Origin of the sequence: Pseudomonas sp. DR 5-09 (genome assembly GCF_001655595.1) — a bacterium.
Lineage (GTDB): Bacteria > Pseudomonadota > Gammaproteobacteria > Pseudomonadales > Pseudomonadaceae > Aquipseudomonas > Aquipseudomonas pharyngis.
On sequence record NZ_CP011566.1, the window covers coordinates 892,564 to 914,873 of the forward strand.

At 58.8% G+C, this 22,310-nt stretch carries 19 protein-coding genes and 2 tRNA genes; 20 read left to right on the plus strand and 1 reads right to left on the minus strand.

The annotated features are described in order from the left end of the window. Positions 1 to 9: 9 nt before the first annotated feature. From dapB to PDR5_RS03910, 5 genes are all read left to right on the plus strand, one after another. The gene (gene dapB / locus PDR5_RS03890) at positions 10 to 816 is read left to right on the plus strand and encodes a 4-hydroxy-tetrahydrodipicolinate reductase (RefSeq protein WP_007953764.1); all 807 of its coding nucleotides are present in this window, start codon (positions 10 to 12) and stop codon (positions 814 to 816) included. Between the two features lie 256 nt (positions 817 to 1,072). Then, complete coding sequence (gene carA / locus PDR5_RS03895; protein ID WP_064593337.1) at positions 1,073 to 2,209, plus strand: glutamine-hydrolyzing carbamoyl-phosphate synthase small subunit; 1,137 nt, start codon at positions 1,073 to 1,075, stop codon at positions 2,207 to 2,209. A gap of 126 nt (positions 2,210 to 2,335) precedes the next feature. Next, positions 2,336 to 5,557, plus strand: coding sequence for a carbamoyl-phosphate synthase large subunit (gene carB / locus PDR5_RS03900; protein ID WP_039769162.1), 3,222 nt, complete (start codon positions 2,336 to 2,338; stop codon positions 5,555 to 5,557). Next, entirely contained in the window at positions 5,554 to 6,030 is a 477-nt protein-coding gene (greA, locus tag PDR5_RS03905) for a transcription elongation factor GreA (protein WP_007953757.1), read from the plus strand. Before carB ends, greA begins: the two co-directional genes overlap by 4 nt. 28 nt (positions 6,031 to 6,058) lie before the next feature. Further along, positions 6,059 to 6,463 carry a hypothetical protein gene (locus PDR5_RS03910; protein ID WP_064593338.1) on the plus strand — a complete coding sequence of 135 codons (405 nt, stop codon included), beginning with the start codon at positions 6,059 to 6,061 and terminating at the stop codon, positions 6,461 to 6,463. A gap of 9 nt (positions 6,464 to 6,472) precedes the next feature. Here PDR5_RS03910 and PDR5_RS03915 read toward each other — a convergent pair whose 3' ends face one another. Then, positions 6,473 to 6,781 carry a YhbY family RNA-binding protein gene (locus PDR5_RS03915; protein WP_007953753.1) on the minus strand — a complete coding sequence of 103 codons (309 nt, stop codon included), beginning with the start codon at positions 6,779 to 6,781 and terminating at the stop codon, positions 6,473 to 6,475. 101 nt (positions 6,782 to 6,882) lie between these two features. Here PDR5_RS03915 and rlmE point away from each other — a divergent pair, with 101 nt between their 5' ends. From rlmE to pnp, 15 genes are all read left to right on the plus strand, one after another. After that, positions 6,883 to 7,512: a 23S rRNA (uridine(2552)-2'-O)-methyltransferase RlmE gene (gene rlmE / locus PDR5_RS03920; RefSeq protein ID WP_007953751.1), complete on the plus strand. Its 630-nt coding sequence runs from the start codon at positions 6,883 to 6,885 to the stop codon at positions 7,510 to 7,512. Positions 7,513 to 7,714: 202 nt separating this feature from the next. Then, positions 7,715 to 9,622: an ATP-dependent zinc metalloprotease FtsH gene (gene ftsH / locus PDR5_RS03925; RefSeq protein ID WP_011332403.1), complete on the plus strand. Its 1,908-nt coding sequence runs from the start codon at positions 7,715 to 7,717 to the stop codon at positions 9,620 to 9,622. 8 nt (positions 9,623 to 9,630) lie between these two features. Continuing rightward, positions 9,631 to 10,482 (plus strand): dihydropteroate synthase, encoded by an 852-nt coding sequence (gene folP, locus PDR5_RS03930; protein WP_064593339.1) that lies wholly within the window; start codon positions 9,631 to 9,633, stop codon positions 10,480 to 10,482. A gap of 16 nt (positions 10,483 to 10,498) precedes the next feature. Beyond that, complete coding sequence (gene glmM, locus PDR5_RS03935; RefSeq protein ID WP_039769173.1) at positions 10,499 to 11,836, plus strand: phosphoglucosamine mutase; 1,338 nt, start codon at positions 10,499 to 10,501, stop codon at positions 11,834 to 11,836. Between the two features lie 65 nt (positions 11,837 to 11,901). Further along, positions 11,902 to 12,657 (plus strand): triose-phosphate isomerase, encoded by a 756-nt coding sequence (tpiA, locus tag PDR5_RS03940; protein WP_007953744.1) that lies wholly within the window; start codon positions 11,902 to 11,904, stop codon positions 12,655 to 12,657. Between the two features lie 4 nt (positions 12,658 to 12,661). Further along, positions 12,662 to 13,045: a preprotein translocase subunit SecG gene (secG, locus tag PDR5_RS03945; RefSeq protein WP_011332406.1), complete on the plus strand. Its 384-nt coding sequence runs from the start codon at positions 12,662 to 12,664 to the stop codon at positions 13,043 to 13,045. 22 nt (positions 13,046 to 13,067) lie between these two features. Beyond that, positions 13,068 to 13,153 (plus strand) — tRNA-Leu (locus PDR5_RS03950). Positions 13,154 to 13,250: 97 nt separating this feature from the next. Further along, a tRNA-Met gene (locus PDR5_RS03955) sits at positions 13,251 to 13,327 on the plus strand. A 138-nt stretch (positions 13,328 to 13,465) separates the two neighbouring features. Continuing rightward, entirely contained in the window at positions 13,466 to 13,924 is a 459-nt protein-coding gene (gene rimP, locus PDR5_RS03960; protein WP_039769696.1) for a ribosome maturation factor RimP, read from the plus strand. A gap of 47 nt (positions 13,925 to 13,971) precedes the next feature. Continuing rightward, the gene (gene nusA / locus PDR5_RS03965; protein WP_003221546.1) at positions 13,972 to 15,453 is read left to right on the plus strand and encodes a transcription termination factor NusA; all 1,482 of its coding nucleotides are present in this window, start codon (positions 13,972 to 13,974) and stop codon (positions 15,451 to 15,453) included. 27 nt (positions 15,454 to 15,480) lie between these two features. Next, positions 15,481 to 17,997 (plus strand): translation initiation factor IF-2, encoded by a 2,517-nt coding sequence (gene infB, locus PDR5_RS03970; protein WP_064593340.1) that lies wholly within the window; start codon positions 15,481 to 15,483, stop codon positions 17,995 to 17,997. Positions 17,998 to 18,156: 159 nt separating this feature from the next. Beyond that, positions 18,157 to 18,558, plus strand: coding sequence for a 30S ribosome-binding factor RbfA (gene rbfA / locus PDR5_RS03975; protein ID WP_007953741.1), 402 nt, complete (start codon positions 18,157 to 18,159; stop codon positions 18,556 to 18,558). A gap of 4 nt (positions 18,559 to 18,562) precedes the next feature. Then, a complete protein-coding gene (gene truB, locus PDR5_RS03980) occupies positions 18,563 to 19,480 on the plus strand; it encodes a tRNA pseudouridine(55) synthase TruB (protein WP_007953739.1) in 918 nt (305 codons plus the stop codon). A gap of 141 nt (positions 19,481 to 19,621) precedes the next feature. Beyond that, a complete protein-coding gene (gene rpsO, locus PDR5_RS03985) occupies positions 19,622 to 19,891 on the plus strand; it encodes a 30S ribosomal protein S15 (protein WP_011332409.1) in 270 nt (89 codons plus the stop codon). Between the two features lie 194 nt (positions 19,892 to 20,085). Next, complete coding sequence (gene pnp, locus PDR5_RS03990) at positions 20,086 to 22,191, plus strand: polyribonucleotide nucleotidyltransferase (protein ID WP_011332410.1); 2,106 nt, start codon at positions 20,086 to 20,088, stop codon at positions 22,189 to 22,191. The last annotated feature ends 119 nt before the right edge of the window (positions 22,192 to 22,310 follow it).

Genomic DNA, 22,310 nt, shown 5'->3' on the forward strand with positions numbered 1-22,310 from the left:
GGAGTCGGCATGCGACGTATAGCTGTGATGGGCGCTGCCGGGCGCATGGGCAAGATTCTGGTCGAGGCGGTGCAGCAGCGCGCGCCGCTGACCGGTTTGACGGCTGCGATTGTCCGCCCTGGCAGTACGCTGATCGGTGTGGATGCCGGTGAGCTGGCTTCGCTCGGTCGAATCGGCGTGCCGCTGTCCGGGAATCTGGAGTCGGTGGCGGAAGAGTTCGATGTGTTGATCGACTTCACCTTGCCGGAAGTGATGCTGAAAAACCTGGCCTTCTGCCGCAAGGCCGGCAAGGCGATGGTGATCGGCACGACCGGGCTGGATGCTGCGCAGAAGCAGTTGCTGGCCGAGGCGGGCAAGGATATTCCGATCGTGTTCGCCGCCAACTTCAGTGTCGGCGTCAACCTTTCGCTGAAGCTGCTCGACATGGCGGCACGGGTGTTGGCGGAAGATGCGGACATCGAAATCATTGAGGCCCATCACCGCCACAAGATCGATGCGCCATCGGGCACGGCCCTGCGCATGGGTGAAGTGATCGCCAATGCGCTGGATCGTGATCTGCAGAAGGTTGCGGTCTATGGTCGTGAAGGCCACACCGGTGCCCGTGAGCGTGAGACCATCGGCTTCGCCACTGTTCGCGGTGGTGATGTGGTGGGTGATCACACGGTGCTGTTTGCCTGTGAAGGCGAACGTCTGGAGATCACGCACAAGGCTTCGAGTCGCATGACGTTTGCCAAGGGCGCGGTGCGTGCGGCGTTGTGGCTGGATGCTCGCGAGCCTGGTTTGTACGACATGCAGGACGTGCTCGACCTGCATTGAGATGTTATGAATCCGGCGCAAACGCCCTGTTTGTGCCGGTTTCAATCCGCTGAGCGACGCCCTGTCGCATTCTCCGGCCTTTCAGGCTCATTGGCGGTAGACCAAAAATCCCTTTTTCTGTAAGCTACAGCTTTAGTGTGTCCACTAAAAGCGCGCAGAATAATTCAGTGAAGAAGCGGGGTGACGTGTCCATACGTCACTCCGCTTTTTTACAACCTGCGATTGCCCTTTCATGCGTTATTTACGGGAGGTCTTCTTGACTAAGCCAGCCATACTCGCCCTTGCTGATGGCAGCATTTTTCGCGGCGAAGCCATTGGAGCCGACGGTCAGACCGTTGGTGAGGTGGTGTTCAACACCGCAATGACCGGCTATCAGGAAATCCTTACCGATCCTTCCTACGCCCAACAGATCGTTACCCTGACTTACCCGCACATCGGCAACACCGGCACGACGCCGGAAGACGCCGAGTCCGACCGCGTCTGGTCCGCTGGTCTGGTCATCCGTGACCTGCCGCTGGTAGCGAGCAACTGGCGTAACACGATGTCCCTGTCCGATTACCTGAAAGCCAATAATGTTGTGGCGATCGCCGGTATCGACACCCGCCGCCTGACCCGCATCCTGCGTGAAAAAGGCGCACAGAACGGCTGCATCATGGCCGGCGACAACATTTCCGAAGAGGCGGCCATCGCCGCTGCGCAAGGTTTCCCGGGCCTGAAGGGCATGGACCTGGCGAAAGTCGTCAGCACCAAGACCCAATACGAATGGCGCTCCACTGTCTGGGATCTGAAAACCGACAGCCACGCGACCATCGAAGCCTCCGAGCTGCCATACCACGTGGTTGCCTACGACTACGGCGTCAAGGTAAACATCCTGCGCATGCTGGTCGAGCGCGGTTGCCGCGTGACCGTGGTTCCGGCGCAAACCCCGGCTGCCGACGTGCTCGCACTGAAGCCGGACGGCGTGTTCCTGTCCAACGGCCCTGGTGACCCGGAGCCTTGCGACTACGCGATCAAGGCCATCAAGGAAGTGCTGGAAACCGAAATTCCGGTCTTCGGCATCTGCCTCGGTCACCAGCTGCTGGCTCTGGCCTCTGGCGCCAAGACCCTGAAAATGGGCCACGGCCACCACGGTGCCAACCACCCGGTTCAGGATCTGGACACTGGCGTCGTGATGATCACCAGCCAGAACCACGGTTTCGCGGTTGACGAAGCGACCCTGCCAGCCAACGTCCGCGCGATCCATAAATCGCTGTTCGACGGCACTTTGCAAGGCATCGAGCGTACCGACAAGAGCGCGTTCAGCTTCCAGGGTCACCCTGAAGCGAGCCCGGGCCCGAACGATGTGGCCCCCCTGTTTGACCGCTTCATCAACGAGATGGCCAAGCGACGCTAAGCGCTCGCCTTGAGACTGTAGCGAGAAGCCCCTCGAGGGCGGCCCCGGAACCGGCGGCCCCCTCGGGACTTCAGAAATCGATCAAGACGGCTTGCCGACTGACCTGCGGATTTGAGTGACAAACCCATGCCAAAACGTACAGACATTAAAAGCATCCTGATTCTCGGCGCTGGCCCGATCGTTATCGGCCAGGCCTGCGAATTCGACTACTCCGGCGCCCAGGCCTGTAAAGCCCTGCGCGAAGAGGGTTACCGCGTCATCCTGGTGAACTCCAACCCGGCCACCATCATGACCGACCCGGACATGGCCGACGCCACCTACATCGAGCCGATCAAGTGGCAGACCGTTGCCAAGATCATCGAAAAAGAGCGTCCGGATGCCGTGCTGCCAACCATGGGCGGCCAGACTGCTCTGAACTGCGCCCTGGACCTGGAGCGCGAAGGCGTTCTGGAGAAGTTCGGCGTAGAGATGATCGGCGCCAACGCCGACACCATCGACAAGGCTGAAGACCGCTCGCGTTTCGACAAGGCGATGAAAGCCATCGGCCTGGAATGCCCGCGTTCGGGTATCGCCCACAGCATGGAAGAAGCCAACGCGGTGCTCGAGCGCCTGGGCTTCCCGTGCATCATTCGTCCGTCCTTCACCATGGGCGGCACCGGTGGCGGTATCGCTTACAACCGTGAAGAGTTCGAAGAAATCTGCGCCCGTGGTCTGGACCTGTCGCCAACCAAAGAGCTGCTGATCGACGAATCGCTGATCGGCTGGAAAGAATATGAAATGGAAGTTGTCCGCGACAAAAAGGACAACTGCATCATCGTCTGCTCGATCGAAAACTTCGACCCGATGGGCGTGCACACCGGTGACTCGATCACTGTTGCCCCGGCTCAGACCCTGACCGACAAGGAATACCAGATCCTGCGTAACGCCTCGCTGGCGGTACTGCGTGAGATCGGCGTCGAGACCGGTGGTTCCAACGTTCAGTTCGGTATCTGCCCGGACACCGGCCGCATGGTCGTGATCGAGATGAACCCGCGTGTATCCCGCTCGTCGGCTCTGGCCTCGAAAGCCACCGGTTTCCCGATCGCCAAGATCGCGGCCAAGCTGGCCGTCGGTTACACCCTCGACGAATTGCAGAACGACATCACCGGCGGCCGTACCCCGGCGTCCTTCGAGCCGTCCATCGACTACGTCGTGACCAAGCTGCCGCGCTTCGCTTTCGAGAAGTTCGCCAACGCTGACGCGCGCCTGACCACTCAGATGAAGTCGGTCGGTGAAGTCATGGCCATCGGCCGTACCTTCCAGGAATCCCTGCAGAAAGCCCTGCGCGGTCTGGAAGTGGGTGTTTGCGGTCTGGACGAGAAAGTCGACCTGAGCAACCCGGAAAGCATGAGCGTGCTCAAGCGCGAGCTGACCGTGCCGGGCGCCGAGCGTATCTGGTACGTGGCGGACGCCTTCCGCGCCGGCATGACCGTCGAAGAAATCTTCGGCATGAACATGATCGATCCGTGGTTCCTGGTGCAGATCGAAGATCTGATCAAGGACGAAGAGAAGGTCAAGACCCTCGGTCTGTCCGCTATCGACCGCGATCTGATGTATAAGCTCAAGCGCAAGGGTTTCTCCGACCAGCGTCTGGCCAAGCTGCTGGGCGTCACCGAGAAGAACCTGCGCACTCACCGCCACAAACTGGAAGTGTTCCCGGTCTACAAACGCGTCGACACTTGCGCGGCCGAGTTCGCCACCGACACCGCCTACCTGTACTCGACCTACGAGGAAGAGTGCGAAGCCGCGCCGTCCGGTCGCGACAAGATCATCATCCTCGGCGGTGGCCCGAACCGTATCGGTCAGGGCATCGAGTTCGACTACTGCTGCGTTCACGCGGCACTGGCGCTGCGCGATGACGGTTACGAGACCATCATGGTCAACTGCAACCCGGAAACCGTTTCCACTGACTACGACACTTCCGACCGTCTGTACTTCGAGCCGGTGACCCTGGAAGACGTCCTGGAAATCTGCCGCGTCGAGAAGCCGAAAGGCGTGATCGTCCAGTACGGCGGCCAGACGCCTCTGAAGCTGGCTCGCGCCCTGGAAGCAGCCGGCGTGCCGATCATCGGCACCAGCCCTGATGCCATCGACCGCGCCGAAGACCGTGAGCGCTTCCAGCAAATGGTCGAGCGCCTGAACCTGCGTCAGCCGCCAAACGCCACCGTGCGCAGCGAAGACGAAGCTGTTCGCGCCGCTGCGAAGATCGGTTACCCGCTGGTGGTGCGTCCGTCCTACGTACTGGGCGGTCGGGCGATGGAAATCGTCTACAAGGAAGAAGAGCTCAAGCGTTACCTGCGTGACGCGGTGCAAGTGTCGAACGACAGCCCGGTGCTGCTCGACCACTTCCTCAACTGCGCCATCGAGATGGACGTGGATGCGGTCTGCGACGGCAAGGACGTCGTGATCGGCGCGATCATGCAGCACATCGAACAGGCGGGCGTTCACTCCGGTGACTCCGCGTGCTCGCTGCCGCCGTATTCGCTGCCGGCGCACATCCAGGACGAAATGCGCGAACAGGTCAAGAAAATGGCCCTGGAACTGGGTGTGGTCGGCCTGATGAACGTTCAGTTGGCGCTGCAAGGCGAAGACATCTACGTCATCGAAGTCAACCCGCGCGCTTCCCGTACCGTGCCTTTCGTGTCCAAGTGCATCGGGATTTCCCTGGCCATGGTCGCGGCTCGTGTGATGGCCGGTAAAACCCTGAAGGAAATCGGCTTCACCAAGGAAATCATTCCGAACTTCTACAGCGTGAAAGAGGCGGTGTTCCCGTTCGCCAAATTCCCTGGCGTTGACCCGATCCTCGGCCCTGAGATGAAGTCCACCGGTGAAGTGATGGGCGTCGGCGACACCTTCGGCGAAGCCTTCGCCAAAGCCCAGATGGGCGCCAGCGAAGTGCTGCCGACCGGCGGTACCGCGTTCATCAGCGTCCGCGATGATGACAAGCCACTGGTTGCAGGCGTGGCCCGTGATCTGATCAACTTGGGCTTCGAAGTCGTCGCCACCGCCGGCACTGCCAAGTTGATCGAAGCCGCAGGTCTGAAAGTGCGTCGCGTGAACAAGGTGACCGAGGGGCGTCCGCATGTGGTCGACATGATCAAGAATGACGAAGTCACTCTGATCATCAACACCACCGAAGGTCGTCAATCGATCGCCGATTCCTATTCCATTCGCCGTAACGCCTTGCAGCACAAGATTTACTGCACCACCACCATTGCTGCTGGCGAAGCTATCTGTGAAGCGCTGAAGTTCGGTCCCGAGAAGACCGTACGCCGCTTGCAGGATCTACACGCAGGATTGAAGGCATGAATAAATACCCAATGACCGTCCAGGGCTCCAAGGCCCTGGAAGAAGAGCATGCTCACCTGACCAAGGTCGTTCGTCCGAAGCTCAGCCAGGACATCGGTACGGCCCGCGAGTTGGGTGATTTGAAGGAAAACGCTGAATACCATGCCGCCCGCGAACAGCAAGGCATGGTCGAGGCACGGATCCGTGATATCGAAGGTCGTCTGCAGAACGCGGTGATCATTGATGTGACGACCATTCCGCACACCGGCAAAGTGATTTTCGGCACCACCGTCGAAATCGCCAACGTCGAGACTGATGAAAGCGTCACTTACCAGATCGTGGGTGAGGACGAAGCGGACATCAAGCTCGGCAAGATTTCGGTAGGTTCGCCAATCGCCCGCGCCTTGATTGCCAAGGAAGAGGGCGATACGGTCGTCGTGAAAACGCCAGGTGGCGATATCGAGTACGAGATTGTCGAAGTCCGTCACATCTGAGGGTGGGCGCCCGTTGCGTGCGGGCGCGATGCTCTGGCAACTGGCCCAGATGTTGTGGGTCGGTGGCCTGTGGCTGGTACACCTCGGTCTGCGGCCGGTGCTGGGTCAGATTGGCCTGGCTCCGCTGTTGATCGATGAGGTTGCAAGTACGTTTGAAGTGGCGGTAGTGGGTTTTGCCGTCGCGTGCGTGATATTTCAGGCTTTGGTGCTGGTACAGGCCGTGGGCCTTGCCAGTCTATGGCGGGATTTTCGCGGGCAGGTGTTGCTGATGGCGTTGTATGCGTGTGCGATGTTTGTCGCAGTGCGTGTCGGCTGGCCGGATGCGCAGCGCTGGCAGGTGTTCAGCTTTCTTGTGTTGGGTTTTTCCGGGTTGGTGCTGGTATTGCAGCCGGTGCCGGGATGGAGTGGCAGGGTGCGCGAAGCACACCCTTGACCCTTGCCATCACTTGAAGCGATGGACGTTCGACAGTTGCTTGTTGACGCTGAAGTTCTTGCGGTAAATCAGTGCCATCTTGCCGATGACTTGAACCAGATCGGCCTTGCCGGTCTTGCACAGCTCTGCAACGGACGCCAGGCGCGCCTCGCGATCGAGGATGTTGAGCTTGATCTTGATCAGCTCGTGATCTGCCAATGCGCGTTCGAGTTCGGCTAAAACACCCTCAGTCAAACCGTTGTCAGCCACAGTCAGAACTGGTTTCAGGTGGTGACCAATGGATTTGTACTGTTTCTTCTGCTCTGGAGTGAGCGGCATAATCTGACCCTTTCGTCTGGATTCTGTAAAATGGCGGCCATTTTACCCGAGGGCTCGTGGATCCGCCCAATTAATCACGACCCTAATCAACGAGGTGCCCAATGGCGCGTTCCAAGACAAGCCTTGGTTGGCTGAAAAGACATGTCAATGATCCCTATGTGAAGCAAGCGCAGAAGGATGGCTACCGCTCGCGTGCGAGTTACAAGCTTCTGGAGATCCAGGAGAAATACAAACTGATCCGTCCGGGCATGAACGTCGTCGACCTGGGCGCGGCGCCTGGCGGCTGGTCGCAGGTCACCAGCCGGCTGATCGGTGGTCAGGGGCGACTGATCGCCTCGGACATCCTGGAAATGGACAGCATCCCGGACGTGACTTTCATCCAGGGTGACTTCACCGAGGATGCAGTGCTCGCTCAGATCCTTGAGGCTGTGGGTAATTCGCAGGTGGACCTTGTGATTTCCGATATGGCCCCCAATATGAGTGGTACGCCTGAAGTGGATATGCCAAAAGCCATGTTCCTTTGCGAGCTGGCGCTTGATCTGGCGGAACGGATACTCAAGCCGGGTGGCAATTTCGTGATCAAGATTTTTCAGGGCGAAGGGTTCGATGTCTACCTGAAGGATGCTCGCAAGAAGTTCGACAAGATCCAGATGATCAAGCCGGACTCCTCTCGTGGCAGCTCTCGTGAGCAATATATGCTGGCATGGGGCTACCGCGGTCGTAGCGAGTAAAACGAGGTTTTTTGGCGGGGTGATAGGTTTTTCGTATTTCGCCCCGCGCGCATAAGCGAATATTGTGTAGAAAGTGTTTCACAAAGGGTTACAGACGGCGCCTGCCAGAGCTGTAGGTAATGTAGTAAGTTAGGCCGGTGAATATCATGCGAAGCGCGCGCCAGTAGCGGAGCTTGCTTCAGAGGGTAGTTAATTGAACGATATGGCAAAGAATCTGATCCTGTGGTTGATCATCGCGGCAGTCCTGGTGACGGTGATGAACAACTTCTCCAGCCCTAACGAGCCGCAGACCCTCAACTATTCCGACTTCATCCAGCAGGTCAAGGATGGCAAGGTCGAGCGCGTGGCCGTCGACGGCTACGTGATTACCGGCAAGCGCAACGATGGCGACAGCTTCAAGACCATTCGTCCGGCAATCCAGGACAATGGCTTGATCGGCGACCTGGTCGACAACCACGTTGTGGTCGAAGGCAAGCAGCCTGAGCAGCAAAGTATCTGGACCCAGCTTCTGGTAGCCAGCTTCCCGATCCTGGTGATCATCGCGGTGTTCATGTTCTTCATGCGCCAGATGCAGGGCGGCGCTGGCGGCAAGGGCGGGCCGATGAGCTTCGGCAAGAGCAAGGCGCGTCTGCTGTCCGAAGATCAGGTGAAAACCACACTGGCTGACGTTGCCGGTTGCGACGAAGCCAAGGAAGAAGTGGGCGAACTGGTCGAGTTCCTCCGTGATCCGGGCAAGTTCCAGCGCCTGGGTGGCCGCATTCCTCGCGGCGTGCTGATGGTTGGTCCTCCGGGTACCGGTAAAACCTTGCTGGCCAAGGCGATTGCCGGCGAAGCCAAGGTGCCGTTCTTCACCATTTCCGGTTCCGACTTCGTCGAAATGTTCGTCGGTGTCGGTGCCAGCCGCGTTCGTGACATGTTCGAACAGGCCAAGAAACACGCACCATGCATCATCTTCATCGACGAGATTGACGCCGTTGGTCGCCATCGTGGCGCCGGTATGGGCGGCGGTCACGACGAGCGCGAACAGACTCTCAACCAGTTACTGGTGGAGATGGACGGTTTCGAAATGAACGACGGCATCATCGTCATCGCCGCGACTAACCGTCCTGACGTGCTGGACCCTGCTTTGCTGCGTCCGGGTCGTTTCGACCGTCAGGTGGTGGTCGGCTTGCCGGACATCCGTGGTCGCGAGCAGATCCTCAAGGTTCACATGCGTAAAGTGCCAATGGGTGATGATGTTGCTCCGGCTGTTATCGCACGTGGTACTCCGGGTTTCTCCGGCGCCGACCTGGCGAACCTGGTCAACGAGGCTTCGCTGTTCGCTGCCCGTGCCGGCAAGCGCATCGTCGAAATGAAAGAATTCGAACTGGCCAAAGACAAGATCATGATGGGCGCCGAGCGCAAATCCATGGTCATGTCCGAGAAGGAAAAGCAGAACACCGCTTATCACGAAGCAGGCCACGCCATTGTCGGTCGCGTCGTGCCCGAGCATGATCCGGTCTACAAGGTGTCGATCATCCCTCGCGGTCGTGCGTTGGGTGTGACCATGTTTCTGCCGGAAGAAGATCGTTACAGCCTGTCCAAGCGTGCGCTGATCAGTCAGATCTGCTCGCTGTACGGCGGCCGTATTGCTGAAGAGATGACTTTGGGCTTTGACGGTGTGACGACTGGTGCTTCCAACGACATCATGCGTGCGAGTCAGATTGCGCGGAACATGGTGACCAAGTGGGGTCTGTCGGAAAAACTCGGTCCGTTGATGTACGCCGAAGAAGAGGGGGAAGTATTCCTCGGTCGCGGCGGTGGCGGTCAGAATGCCAGCTTCTCCGGTGAGACAGCCAAGCTGATCGACTCTGAAGTACGCAGCATCATCGATCAGTGCTACGGCACGGCCAAACAGATCCTCACGGACAACCGCGACAAGCTCGATGCCATGGCGGATGCACTGATGAAGTACGAGACGATCGATGCCGAGCAGATCGACGACATCATGGCTGGTCGTACACCTCGCGAGCCTCGCGATTGGTCGGGCGGCACCGGTACTGGCACACCGCCTGTCATTCAGGGCGAGCGTCCGGAAACACCGATTGGCGGTCCGGCTGCCGACGTTTAAGGTTTGAAATGACTTCTGTACAGTCCCTGACCCGGTTGCCTTGCGGCAACCGGGTTCTTGATTTGGCCCGGACGCATGTCATGGGCATTCTCAATGTCACTCCTGATTCTTTTTCCGACGGTGGCCGATACAGCCGGCTCGACGCGGCCTTGCGTCATGCCGAAGCCATGGTTGCGGCGGGTGCAACGCTGATCGATGTGGGCGGCGAGTCGACCCGCCCGGGCGCGCGGGCGGTTTCTCCGTTGGAGGAGCTGGAGCGTGTCGCTCCCGTGGTCGAGCTTATCAATCGCGAACTGGATGTGGTCATATCGGTCGATACGTCCACTCCGGCGGTCATGCGCGAAACAGCGCGTTTGGGTGCTGGCTTGATCAACGACGTTCGTTCGCTACGGCGGGATGGCGCGCTTGATGCGGCGGCGGCCACGGGATTGCCCGTGTGCCTGATGCACATGCTCGGCGAGCCTGGCGATATGCAGGATGATCCGCGTTATCAGGATGTCACCCGGGAAGTGGGTGAGTTTCTTGCCGAACGCATGGTTCAGTGCGAGGAGGCAGGCATTCCGGCCGAGCGGATCATTCTTGATCCGGGCTTCGGCTTCGCCAAAACCCTGCAGCACAATCTAAGCTTGTTCAAGCATATGGAAGCCCTGCATGCGTTGGGGCGGCCGCTATTGGTGGGCGTTTCGCGCAAAAGCATGATCGGCCATGCATTGAATCGCCCCGTGGGTGAGCGTCTGTATGGCGGTTTGGCACTGGCTGCACTGGCATTGGTGAAAGGCGCGCGTATATTGCGCGTCCATGATGTGGCGGAAACGGTGGACGTGGTGCGAATGCTCGCAGCCGTGGAATCAGCCGAATAAGAATGATGGAGCACTTATGAGCAAGAAATATTTTGGTACCGACGGGATTCGTGGTCGCGTCGGGGAATACCCGATCACTCCGGACTTCATGCTCAAGCTCGGCTGGGCTGCCGGTATGGCCTTTCGCAAGATGGGTGCCTGCAAGGTGCTGGTCGGCAAGGACACGCGAATTTCCGGCTACATGTTCGAATCGGCACTTGAGGCTGGCCTGACATCGGCGGGCGCCGATGTAATGCTGCTCGGTCCGATGCCGACTCCGGCCATCGCCTACCTGTCGCGTACATTCCAGGCTGAGGCCGGAATCGTGATCAGTGCATCGCACAATCCGCATGACGATAACGGCATCAAGTTTTTCTCCGGCAAGGGCACCAAGCTGCCCGATGAGCTGGAACTGATGATCGAGGAATTGCTCGATACACCGATGACTGTTGTGGAGTCGAGCAAGATTGGCAAGGTGTCGCGAATCAATGATGCGTCCGGTCGCTATATCGAGTTTTGCAAGAGCTCTGTGCCGACCGGCACCAGTTTTTCCGGACTGAAGATTGTCATCGACTGCGCGCACGGAGCTACCTACAAGGTCGCGCCGAGTGTTTTCCGTGAGCTGGGTGCCGAAGTTGTGGTTCTGTCCGCGCAGCCCAATGGTCTGAATATCAACGACAACTGTGGCTCCACGCACATGGGGCAATTGCAGGCGGCGGTGTTGTCCGAGCATGCGGATCTGGGTATCGCCTTCGACGGTGATGGTGATCGGGTGCTGATGGTCGACCACACCGGGGCGATAGTCGATGGTGACGAGCTGATTTTCATCATCGCGCGCGATCTGCATGAGCGAGGCAAATTGCAGGGCGGTGTGGTCGGTACGCTGATGAGCAATCTGGGCCTGGAGTTGGCTCTGGCGGATCTGGGTATTCCTTTTGTGCGTGCAAATGTCGGCGACCGCTATGTGATTGCCGAATTGCTGGAGCGCGATTGGCTGGTCGGGGGCGAGAACTCCGGACATGTCGTTTGCTTCAACCACACGACGACTGGCGATGCGATCATTGCGGCGTTGCAGGTGCTGATGGCATTGAAAACACGCAACGAAGGTCTGGCGCAAACTCGTCAGGCCCTGCGTAAGTGTCCTCAAGTGCTGATCAACGTGCGCTTCGGCGGTGGCGACAGCCCGCTGGAGCACCCGGCTGTCAAGGAGGCGAGCGCACGCGTAACCCAGGCTATGGCGGGGCGCGGGCGTGTGCTTTTGCGCAAGTCCGGGACAGAGCCTCTGGTACGTGTGATGGTCGAAGGCGAGGACGAAATCCAGGTTCGTGGCTATGCCGAAGAACTGGCAAAACTGGTAACTGAAGTTTCTGCCTGATTCGGCTTGCCAGCCATGATTGTGTTGGGTAACATCTGCGCCCACTTTGACCGACGAGGTACAGCATGCGTCGCCCTATGGTAGCTGGTAACTGGAAGATGCACGGTACCCGCGCCAGCGTCGCTGAGCTGATCAACGGCCTTCGTCATCTGGCCTTGCCAAGCGGTGTTGATGTCGCGGTATTCCCGCCTTGCTTGTATATCAATCAAGTGATTGATGGCTTGAAAGGCAAATCGATTTCGGTCGGTGCGCAGAATTCTGCGGTGGAATCCATGCAAGGTGCATTGACGGGCGAGATTGCGCCGAGTCAGTTGGTGGATGCAGGTTGTTCCCTGGTGCTTGTCGGGCACTCCGAACGCCGCCAGATCATGGGTGAGCGAGACGGAATGCTGAATCGCAAGTTCGCAGCGGCACAGGCATGTGGCTTGATTCCGGTGTTGTGTGTAGGGGAGACCCTGGAGCAGCGCGAAGCCGGAAAGACTCTTGAGGTTGTCGGGCGTCAGCTGGGCAGTATCATCGAGGAGCTGGGTGTCGGTGCTTTTGCCAACGCAGTGATCGCTTACGAGCCGGTCTGGGCGATTGGTACCGGGCTGACTGCAACGCCGCAACAGGCTCAGGATGTGCATAAAGCCATTCGCGAGCAGTTGGCGGCAGAGAATTCTGAAGTGGCACGAGGTGTGCGGCTTCTATACGGCGGCAGCGTGAAGGCGGCCAATGCGGTCGAACTGTTCGGCATGCCGGATATCGATGGGGGGCTCATTGGTGGAGCTTCCCTGAATGCAGATGAGTTCGGTGCGATTTGTCGCGCCGCGGGAAACTGAAAAAATGCTGGAAACAGTCGTAGTCGTTTTTCATCTGCTGGGTGCATTGGGCGTAGTTGCTCTGGTTTTGCTGCAGCAGGGTAAAGGTGCGGACGCTGGCGCGTCTTTCGGAGCAGGTGCTTCAAATACTGTGTTCGGAAGCCAAGGTTCCTCTACCTTTCTTAGTAAGTTTACTGCTATACTTGCCGCCGGTTTCTTCATAACCAGCTTGGGGTTAGGATACTTTGCTAAAGAGAAGGCTCATCAGCTGACTCAAGCAGGTTTGCCAAACCCGGCAGTGTTGGAAGTTCCAAAGCAACAACCGGCTTCTGATGATGTCCCGGTGCTTCAAGAGCAAAAGTCTGCTACTCCAGCGACTGACGTACCTCCAGCTCAAGAGCAGAAGTAAGAAGGGTTTCAAACGTAGTATTGCCGAGGTGGTGGAATTGGTAGACACGCAACCTTGAGGTGGTTGTGCCCATAGGGTGTAGGGGTTCGAGTCCCCTTCTCGGTACCAATTAGTCAGGAGAGCCCGCTGTTGCGGGCTTTCTTGCAGGTGGAAGGTTACATTGACCCTAAAAGGGATCGGTCGTATACTTCCGCCCCAGCTTTGTCGCGGGGTGGAGCAGTCTGGTAGCTCGTCGGGCTCATAACCCGAAGGTCGTCGGTTCAAATCCGGCCCCCGCAACCAGTTTAAGGAGCCCCTTTTAAGGGGCTTTTTGTTAGCTGGACACTTTCAACGCCGCTGTTCGACGGCGTTTCAAGGATGGGCGTTTCGCCCATTTTTTTATTTTGCATAGCATGCACATACATGCACGAGGGGGTTCAGGTGTCGAGCAAGCTAGAAGAGTTGCAGGCCTTGCTGGCCCCGGTGGTCGTGGCCCTAGGCTATGAATGCTGGGGTATTGAGTTTTCGGCTCAAGGTCGCCACTCAATGTTGCGCGTTTATATCGATAAGGAAGGCGGCGTACTGGTGGACGATTGTGCCATCGTCAGCCGTCAGATCAGCGGTGTGCTGGATGTTGAAGATCCGATCTCCGTTGAATACACCCTTGAAGTTTCCTCGCCAGGCATGGAACGCCCACTGTTCACTCTTGAGCAGTTTGCCAAATATGTCGGTGAACAAGTGAAGATCAAGCTGCGCTCGCCTTTTGAAGGTCGACGCAACTTTCAGGGCCTTCTGCGCGGTGTAGAAGAACAGGACGTCGTGGTGCAGGTAGATGACCATGAGTTCCTGTTGCCGATCGATATGATCGACAAGGCCAACATTATTCCCAGTTTTGACTGAGACGCGGATCCCGCGGATCCAATGGCTTGCGAAAGGCGAGGCGTACGATGAGCAAAGAAGTACTGCTGGTTGTTGAGTCGGTATCCAATGAAAAGGGTGTACCGGCAAGCGTAATTTTTGAAGCGCTGGAGCTGGCTCTGGCCACTGCTACCAAAAAGCGTTTTGAAGACGAAGTTGATCTGCGTGTGGAAATCAACCGCCACACCGGTTCTTACGAAACTTTCCGTCGCTGGACGGTCGTCGAAGAGAATGATCTCGATGATCCGGCCATCGAAACCTGGCCGAGCAAGGTTGCTGAAACGCACCCTGGCGCCAAGGTTGGCGACGTCGTTGAAGAAAAGATCGAGTCCATCGAGTTCGGCCGCATCGCTGCGCAGACCGCCAAACAGGTCATCGTGCAGAAAGTGCGCGAAGCCGAGCGCGCTCAAGTGGTTGACGCTTATCGCGAGCGCCTGGGAGAAATCATCTCCGGCACCGTGAAGAAAGTGACCCGCGACAACGTGATCGTCGACCTGGGTAATAACGCTGAAGCGTTGCTGGCCCGTGAAGACATCATCTCTCGCGAAACCTTCCGTGTTGGCGTGCGTCTGCGTGCGCTGCTCAAGGAAATCCGCACCGAGAACCGCGGCCCTCAGTTGATCCTGTCGCGTACCGCGCCGGAAATGCTGATCGAGCTGTTCCGTATCGAAGTGCCGGAAATCGCTGAAGGTCTGATCGAAGTCATGGCCGCCTCCCGTGATCCGGGTTCGCGTGCCAAGATCGCTGTCCGCTCCAAGGACAAACGCATCGACCCGCAAGGCGCGTGCATCGGTATGCGCGGTTCGCGCGTCCAGGCCGTGTCGGGCGAGTTGGGTGGCGAGCGTGTCGATATCGTCCTGTGGGACGACAACCCGGCACAGTTCGTGATCAATGCCATGTCGCCGGCAGAAGTGGCGGCCATCATCGTTGACGAAGATGCCCATGCCATGGACATCGCCGTTGGCGCAGACAATCTGGCTCAGGCCATCGGTCGTGGTGGTCAGAACGTGCGTCTGGCGAGCCAGCTGACTGGCTGGACCCTGAACGTGATGACTGAATCGGACATCCAGGCTAAGCAACAAGCGGAAACCGGCGACATCCTGCGCAACTTCATCGACGAGCTGGAAGTCGACGAAGAACTGGCTCAGGTGCTGGTAGACGAAGGCTTCACCAGCCTGGAAGAGATTGCCTACGTACCGTTGGAAGAAATGCTCAACATCGACGGCTTTGACGAGGACATCGTCAACGAGCTTCGCGCTCGTGCCAAGGATCGCTTGTTGACCAAAGCCATCGCTACTGAGGAAAAGCTGGCAGACGCCCATCCGGCCGAAGACCTGCTCTCGCTTGAGGGTATGGACAAGGATTTGGCGATGGAACTGGCGGTGCGCGGCGTAATTACCCGCGAAGACCTGGCCGAGCAGTCTATTGACGATCTGCTCGACATCGACGGCATTGACGATGATCGTGCCGGCAAGTTGATCATGGCCGCCCGAGCCCACTGGTTCGAGTAATTAGGCGCGGCCTGAGGAGAGAAGTGCATGACGCAAGTCACGGTGAAACAACTGGCCGATGAGGTCAAAACACCGGTAGAGCGCCTGTTGCAGCAGATGCGTGAGGCAGGTCTGCCGCACACCGCCGCCGAAGAAAATGTGACTGACAGTGAGAAGCAATCCCTGCTGACCCACTTGAAAAGCAGCCACAAGGCGAAAGTGGAAGAACCACGCAAGATCACGCTGCAGCGTAAAACCACCAGCACCCTGCGTGTGGCTGGCAGCAAAAGCATCAGCGTTGAAGTCCGCAAGAAGAAAGTTTTCGTACAGCGTAGCCCGGAAGAAATCGAAGCCGAGCGCAAGCGTGAACTGGATGAACGTCGCGCAGTAGAAAATGCTGCCCGTCAGAAGGCTGAAGAAGAAGCCCGCGTGCGCGCCGAAGAAGAAGCGCGTCGCCAGCCTGCTGCGCCGTCCGCTCCTGCCGAAGCCGTCGCTGCCCCTGCGCCAGTGGCCGAACCAGTGCGCGAAGCTGCGCCGGTTGTGGCTGCTGCGCCAGCTGCCGACACTCGCAAGCGTGACGAACAGCGCCGTCCGGACAAACCACGTGCTGACGACAACAACCGTCGTGGCGGTGGTGATGGCGAGCGCAAAAACGCTCCGCATCGCGCATCGGTCAAGGAAAAGGCTCCGGCTCCACGTGTGGCGCCACGCACTACCGACGAAGAGAGCGATGGCTTCCGTCGCGGCGGTCGCGGCAAGGCCAAGCTGAAGAAACGCAACGCCCACGGTTTCCAGAGCCCGACCGGCCCTGTCGTGCGTGAAGTGAAGATCGGCGAAACCATCACTGTTGGCGATCTCGCCCAGCAGATGTCGGTCAAGGCTGCCGAAATCATCAAGTTCATGTTCAAGCTGGGCACCCCGGCCACCATTAACCAGGTACTGGATCAGGAAACTGCCCAACTGGTCGCAGAAGAACTGGGCCACAAAGTGACCCTGGTCAGCGACACCGCCCTGGAAGATTCCCTGGCCGAGTCCCTGAAGTTCGAAGGTGAAGCGGTTCCTCGTGCGCCGGTCGTGACCGTAATGGGTCACGTTGACCACGGTAAGACTTCGCTGCTCGACTACATCCGTCGTGCCAAGGTAGCTGCTGGCGAAGCCGGCGGTATCACCCAGCACATCGGTGCATACCACGTTGAAACCGAACGCGGCATGGTCACCTTCCTCGACACCCCTGGTCACGCCGCGTTTACCGCCATGCGTGCCCGTGGTGCCAAGGCGACCGACATCGTAATCCTGGTGGTTGCGGCGGACGACGGCGTGATGCCACAAACCATCGAAGCCGTTCAGCACGCTGTTGCTGCTGGCGTTCCGCTGGTGGTTGCGGTGAACAAGATCGACAAGCCGGGTGCTGATCTTGATCGCATCCGCAGCGAACTGTCGGCTCACGGCGTGACCTCTGAAGACTGGGGTGGTGACACTCCATTCGTTCCGGTCTCCGCGAAGATGGGTACCGGCGTCGACGAGCTGCTTGAAGCTGTATTGCTGCAGGCTGAAGTTCTCGAGCTGACCGCCACTCCTTCGGCTCCTGGCCGCGGTGTCGTGGTTGAATCGCGTCTCGACAAGGGCCGTGGCCCGGTGGCGACCGTTCTGGTTCAGGACGGTACGCTGCGTCAAGGCGACATGGTGCTGGTCGGCTCGAACTATGGCCGCGTGCGCGCCATGCTCGACGAGAACGGCAAGCCGATCAAGGAAGCGGGTCCGGCCATTCCGGTCGAGATCCTCGGCCTGGACGGTACGCCTGACGCCGGCGACGAAATGAGCGTGGTTGCCGACGAGAAGAAAGCCCGTGAAGTGGCTCTGTTCCGTCAAGGCAAGTTCCGCGAAGTCAAACTGGCTCGCGCTCACGCCGGCAAGCTGGAAAACATCTTCGAAAGCATGGGCCAGGAAGAGAAGAAGACGCTCAACATCGTCCTCAAATCCGACGTCCGTGGTTCGCTGGAAGCCTTGCAGGGCGCTCTCAACGGCCTGGGCAACGACGAAGTGCAAGTGCGCGTGGTCGGTGGCGGTGTCGGTGGTATCACAGAATCCGACGCCAACCTGGCACTGGCTTCCAACGCTGTACTGTTCGGCTTCAACGTGCGTGCCGATGCCGGCGCACGGAAGATCGTCGAGCAGGAAGGTCTGGACATGCGTTACTACAACGTGATCTACGACATCATCGAAGACGTCAAGAAAGCCCTGACCGGTATGCTTGGCAGCGACGTTCGCGAGAACATCCTCGGTGTGGCCGAAGTCCGTGACGTGTTCCGTTCGCCGAAGTTTGGCGCGATCGCTGGTTGCATGGTGATCGAAGGTGTTGTGCACCGTAACCGTCCGATCCGTGTACTGCGTGAAGACATCGTGATCTTCGAAGGCGAGCTGGAATCCCTGCGCCGCTTCAAGGATGACGCTTCCGAAGTACGTGCCGGCATGGAATGCGGTATCGGCGTGAAGAGCTACAACGACGTCAAAGTCGGCGACAAGATCGAAGTCTTCGAGAAGGTTCAGGTTGCTCGCAGCCTCTGACTCGCGCACTTCAAGGGCCACGTCGGGCCGCCGCATGCAAGTGCGCGGCACGGCGTCAGGACTCTAAACGCAACGCCCGGTCTGGCTTTTGTCAGGCCGGGCGTTTGCCGCTTTCAGACCTTGCGGGTTTCACCGCAGGGCAGTAACAGGTAACAAATCATGGCAAAAGAATACAGCCGTACCCAACGTATCGGCGATCAGATGCAGCGTGAGCTGGCCCAGCTGATCCGTCGTGAAGTCAAAGACCCGCGCGTCGGCCTGGTCACCATTACCGCTGTGGAAGTCAGCCGTGACGTCGGTCACGCGAAGATCTTCATTACCGTGATGGGGCAGGACAACGCCGAAGACATCGCGCAAAGCATCAAGGTGCTCAACGCTGCCGCCGGTTTCCTGCGCATGCAGCTGGCCCGCGAAATGAAGCTGCGCAGCGTGCCGCAATTGCACTTCCACTACGACGAAAGCGTCGTGCGGGGTGCGCACCTGTCGGCCCTGATCGAGCGCGCTGTGGCTGAGGACAATCAGCACGTGGCTGCGGCAGAACCCGAAGACACCAAGGAGTAACTCGGTGGCTCAGGTCAAACGTATCCGTCGTAACGTCAGCGGCATCATCCTGCTCGACAAGCCGTTGGGGTTCACCTCCAACGCCGCGTTGCAGAAGGTTCGCTGGCTGCTCAACGCCGAGAAGGCCGGTCATACCGGCAGTCTCGATCCTCTGGCCACCGGCGTTCTGCCGCTGTGCTTTGGTGAGGCGACCAAGTTCTCGCAGTACCTGCTCGATTCCGACAAGGGTTACGAAACCCTCGCGCAACTGGGCAAGACCACCACCACGGCGGACGCCGAGGGTGAGGTTTTGCAGGAGCGCCCGGTGACCGTTGGTCAGGCCGACATTGAAGCGGTTCTGCCGAAATTTCGCGGCCAAATCAGTCAGATACCGCCGATGTACTCCGCTCTCAAGCGTGATGGCCAGCCGCTGTACAAGTTGGCCCGTGCAGGCGAAGTAGTGGAGCGCGAACCGCGTTCTGTTACTATTGCGCGCTTGGAATTGCTGGCCTTCGAAGGCGATACTGCGCGACTCGCGGTGGATTGCAGCAAGGGCACCTATATTCGCACCCTGGTGGAGGATATCGGTGAGCAACTCGGTTGTGGTGCGTACGTCGCTGAATTGCGTCGTACCCAGGCCGGGCCTTTCACCCTGGCGCAGACCGTGACCCTCGAAGAGCTGGAAGCGGTACATGCCGAAGGCGGCAACGAAGCGGTCGACCGCTTCCTGATGCCATCGGACAGCGGTCTGCAGGATTGGCCGCTGCTGCAGTTCTCGGAAGCGAGCGCGTTCTACTGGCTCAATGGCCAGCCGGTACGTGCCCCGGATGCTCCGAAGTTCGGCATGGTGCGGGTACAGGATCACAACGGTCGCTTCATCGGTATCGGTGAAGTGAGCGAAGACGGGCGCATCGCGCCGCGTCGACTGATTCGGTCAGAATGACCGGAAACCGGTCTGTGTAACAGCAGGCCGGCGAGTGTGGCTGTCAACAGGCACGGTCACTACTCATTTATAGATACAGGGATTTGTCCCTGGCCTGTTGAAACTGTTTTTGAAACGGTTTCCTGATAAAAGGATTGCCTCATGGCTCTCGACGTTCAAGAAAAAGCTCAAATCGTTGCCGACTACCAGCAAGCTGTTGGTGACACTGGTTCGCCAGAAGTGCAAGTTGCACTGCTGACCGCCAACATCAACAAACTGCAAGGTCACTTCAAGGCCAACGGTAAAGACCACCACTCCCGTCGTGGTCTGATCCGCATGGTTAACCAGCGTCGCAAGCTGCTGGACTACCTGAAAGGCAAGGACGTGAGCCGTTACAGCGCTCTGATCGCTCGCCTGGGTCTGCGTCGCTAATCAGCGATTGCGCTATGAGGTTGGTTGTCTGTCAGACGTCAGCGGGTTTCCGCCGGCGTCCGGCAGGCTCCCAGCCTCAAGTTTTATCTGGATACACGTTTTACCCTGGACAGGCGTCGGGCCGATTCCCGGCATTGCCCAAGAATTTCGCAAGAAACCAGTTCCCCCAAGAGCCACAAAGAAGGTAGGACACCGTGAACCCGGTAATCAAAAAATTCCAGTTCGGTCAGTCGACCGTTACCCTCGAGACTGGCCGTATCGCCCGTCAGGCCTCCGGCGCAGTATTGGTCACCGTTGACGACGACGTCAGCGTATTGGTGACCGTAGTCGGTGCCAAGCAAGCCGATCCGGGCAAGGGCTTCTTCCCTCTGTCCGTTCACTACCAGGAAAAGACCTACGCTGCCGGCAAGATCCCTGGCGGTTTCTTCAAGCGTGAAGGCCGTCCTTCCGAGAAAGAAACCCTGACTTCCCGACTGATCGACCGTCCGATCCGTCCGCTGTTCCCGGAAGGTTTCATGAACGAAGTGCAGGTTGTCTGCACCGTCGTTTCCACCAGCAAGAAGACCGATCCGGACATCGCTGCGATGATCGGTACCTCGGCTGCCCTGGCGATCTCCGGCATTCCGTTCGACGGCCCGATCGGCGCCGCTCGCGTTGCTTTCCACGAAAGCACCGGCTACCTGCTGAACCCGACCTACGAGCAGCAGGCTGCCTCGAGCCTGGACATGGTCGTTGCGGGTACTTCGGACGCCGTGCTGATGGTTGAATCGGAAGCCAAAGAGCTGACCGAAGACCAGATGCTGGGCGCAGTACTGTTTGCTCACGACGAGTTCCAGGTCGTGATCAACGCCGTTAAGGAACTGGCTGCCGAAGCTGCCAAGCCAACCTGGACCTGGGCACCTGCTCCAGAAGCCACCGAGCTGCTGGCCGCTATCCGTTCCGAGTTCGGCGAAGCGATCTCCCAGGCTTACACCATCACCATCAAGGCCGACCGTTACGCGCGTCTGGGCGAGCTGCGTGACCAGGTTGTGGCCAAGCTTTCCGGTGAGGAAGGCCAGCCTTCGGCTGCCGACGTCAAAGCCGCTTTCGGTGAAATCGAATACCGCACCGTTCGCGAAAACATCGTTAACGGCAAGCCACGTATCGACGGTCGCGACACCCGCACCGTACGTCCGCTGAACATCGAAGTCGGCGTTCTGCCGAAGACTCACGGTTCGGCACTGTTCACCCGTGGCGAAACCCAGGCTCTGGTCGTCGCGACGCTGGGCACCGCCCGTGACGCGCAACTGCTGGACACCCTGGAAGGCGAGAAAAAAGACCCGTTCATGCTGCACTACAACTTCCCTCCGTTCTCGGTGGGCGAGTGTGGTCGCATGGGTGGCGCCGGTCGTCGCGAAATCGGTCACGGCCGTCTGGCCCGTCGCTCGGTTTCGGCCATGCTGCCTGCCGCTGATGTGTTCCCGTACACCATCCGTGTGGTATCGGAAATCACCGAATCCAACGGTTCGAGCTCGATGGCTTCCGTTTGCGGCGCTTCCCTGGCCCTGATGGACGCTGGTGTTCCGATGAAGGCACCGGTTGCCGGTATCGCCATGGGTCTGGTTAAAGAAGGCGAGAAGTTCGCCGTCCTGACCGACATCCTGGGCGACGAAGACCACCTGGGCGACATGGACTTCAAAGTAGCCGGTACCGCCAAAGGTGTGACCGCGCTGCAGATGGACATCAAGATCAAGGGCATCACCGAAGAAATCATGGAAATCGCTCTGGGCCAAGCCCTGGAAGCGCGCCTGAACATCCTCGGCCAGATGAACCAGATCATCGGCCAGTCGCGTACCGAACTGTCGGCCAACGCTCCGACCATGATCGCGATGAAGATCGACACCGACAAGATCCGTGACGTTATCGGTAAGGGTGGCGCGACCATCCGTGCGATCTGCGAAGAAACCAAGGCTTCGATCGACATCGAAGACGACGGCTCGATCAAGATCTTCGGCGAAACCAAGGAAGCGGCTGAAGCAGCTCGTCAGCGCGTTCTGGGTATCACCGCAGAGGCCGAGATCGGCAAGATCTACGTCGGCAAGGTTGAGCGCATCGTCGACTTCGGCGCATTCGTCAACATCCTGCCGGGCAAGGACGGTCTGGTTCACATCTCGATGCTGAGCGACGCTCGCGTAGAGAAAGTGACCGACATCCTGAAAGAAGGCCAGGAAGTGGAAGTGCTGGTACTGGACGTGGATAACCGCGGCCGTATCAAGCTGTCCATCAAAGACGTGGCCGCTGCGAAGGCTTCGGGCGTTTAATCACCCCGCAGCTCCAGCGCAATGAAAATGCCCCGCCGTGAAAACGGCGGGGTATTTTTTTGTCCGTGAAATATCGAGTCATTCGGCGAAGTTGCCGACCTGCAAGACCGGTGCTAGGT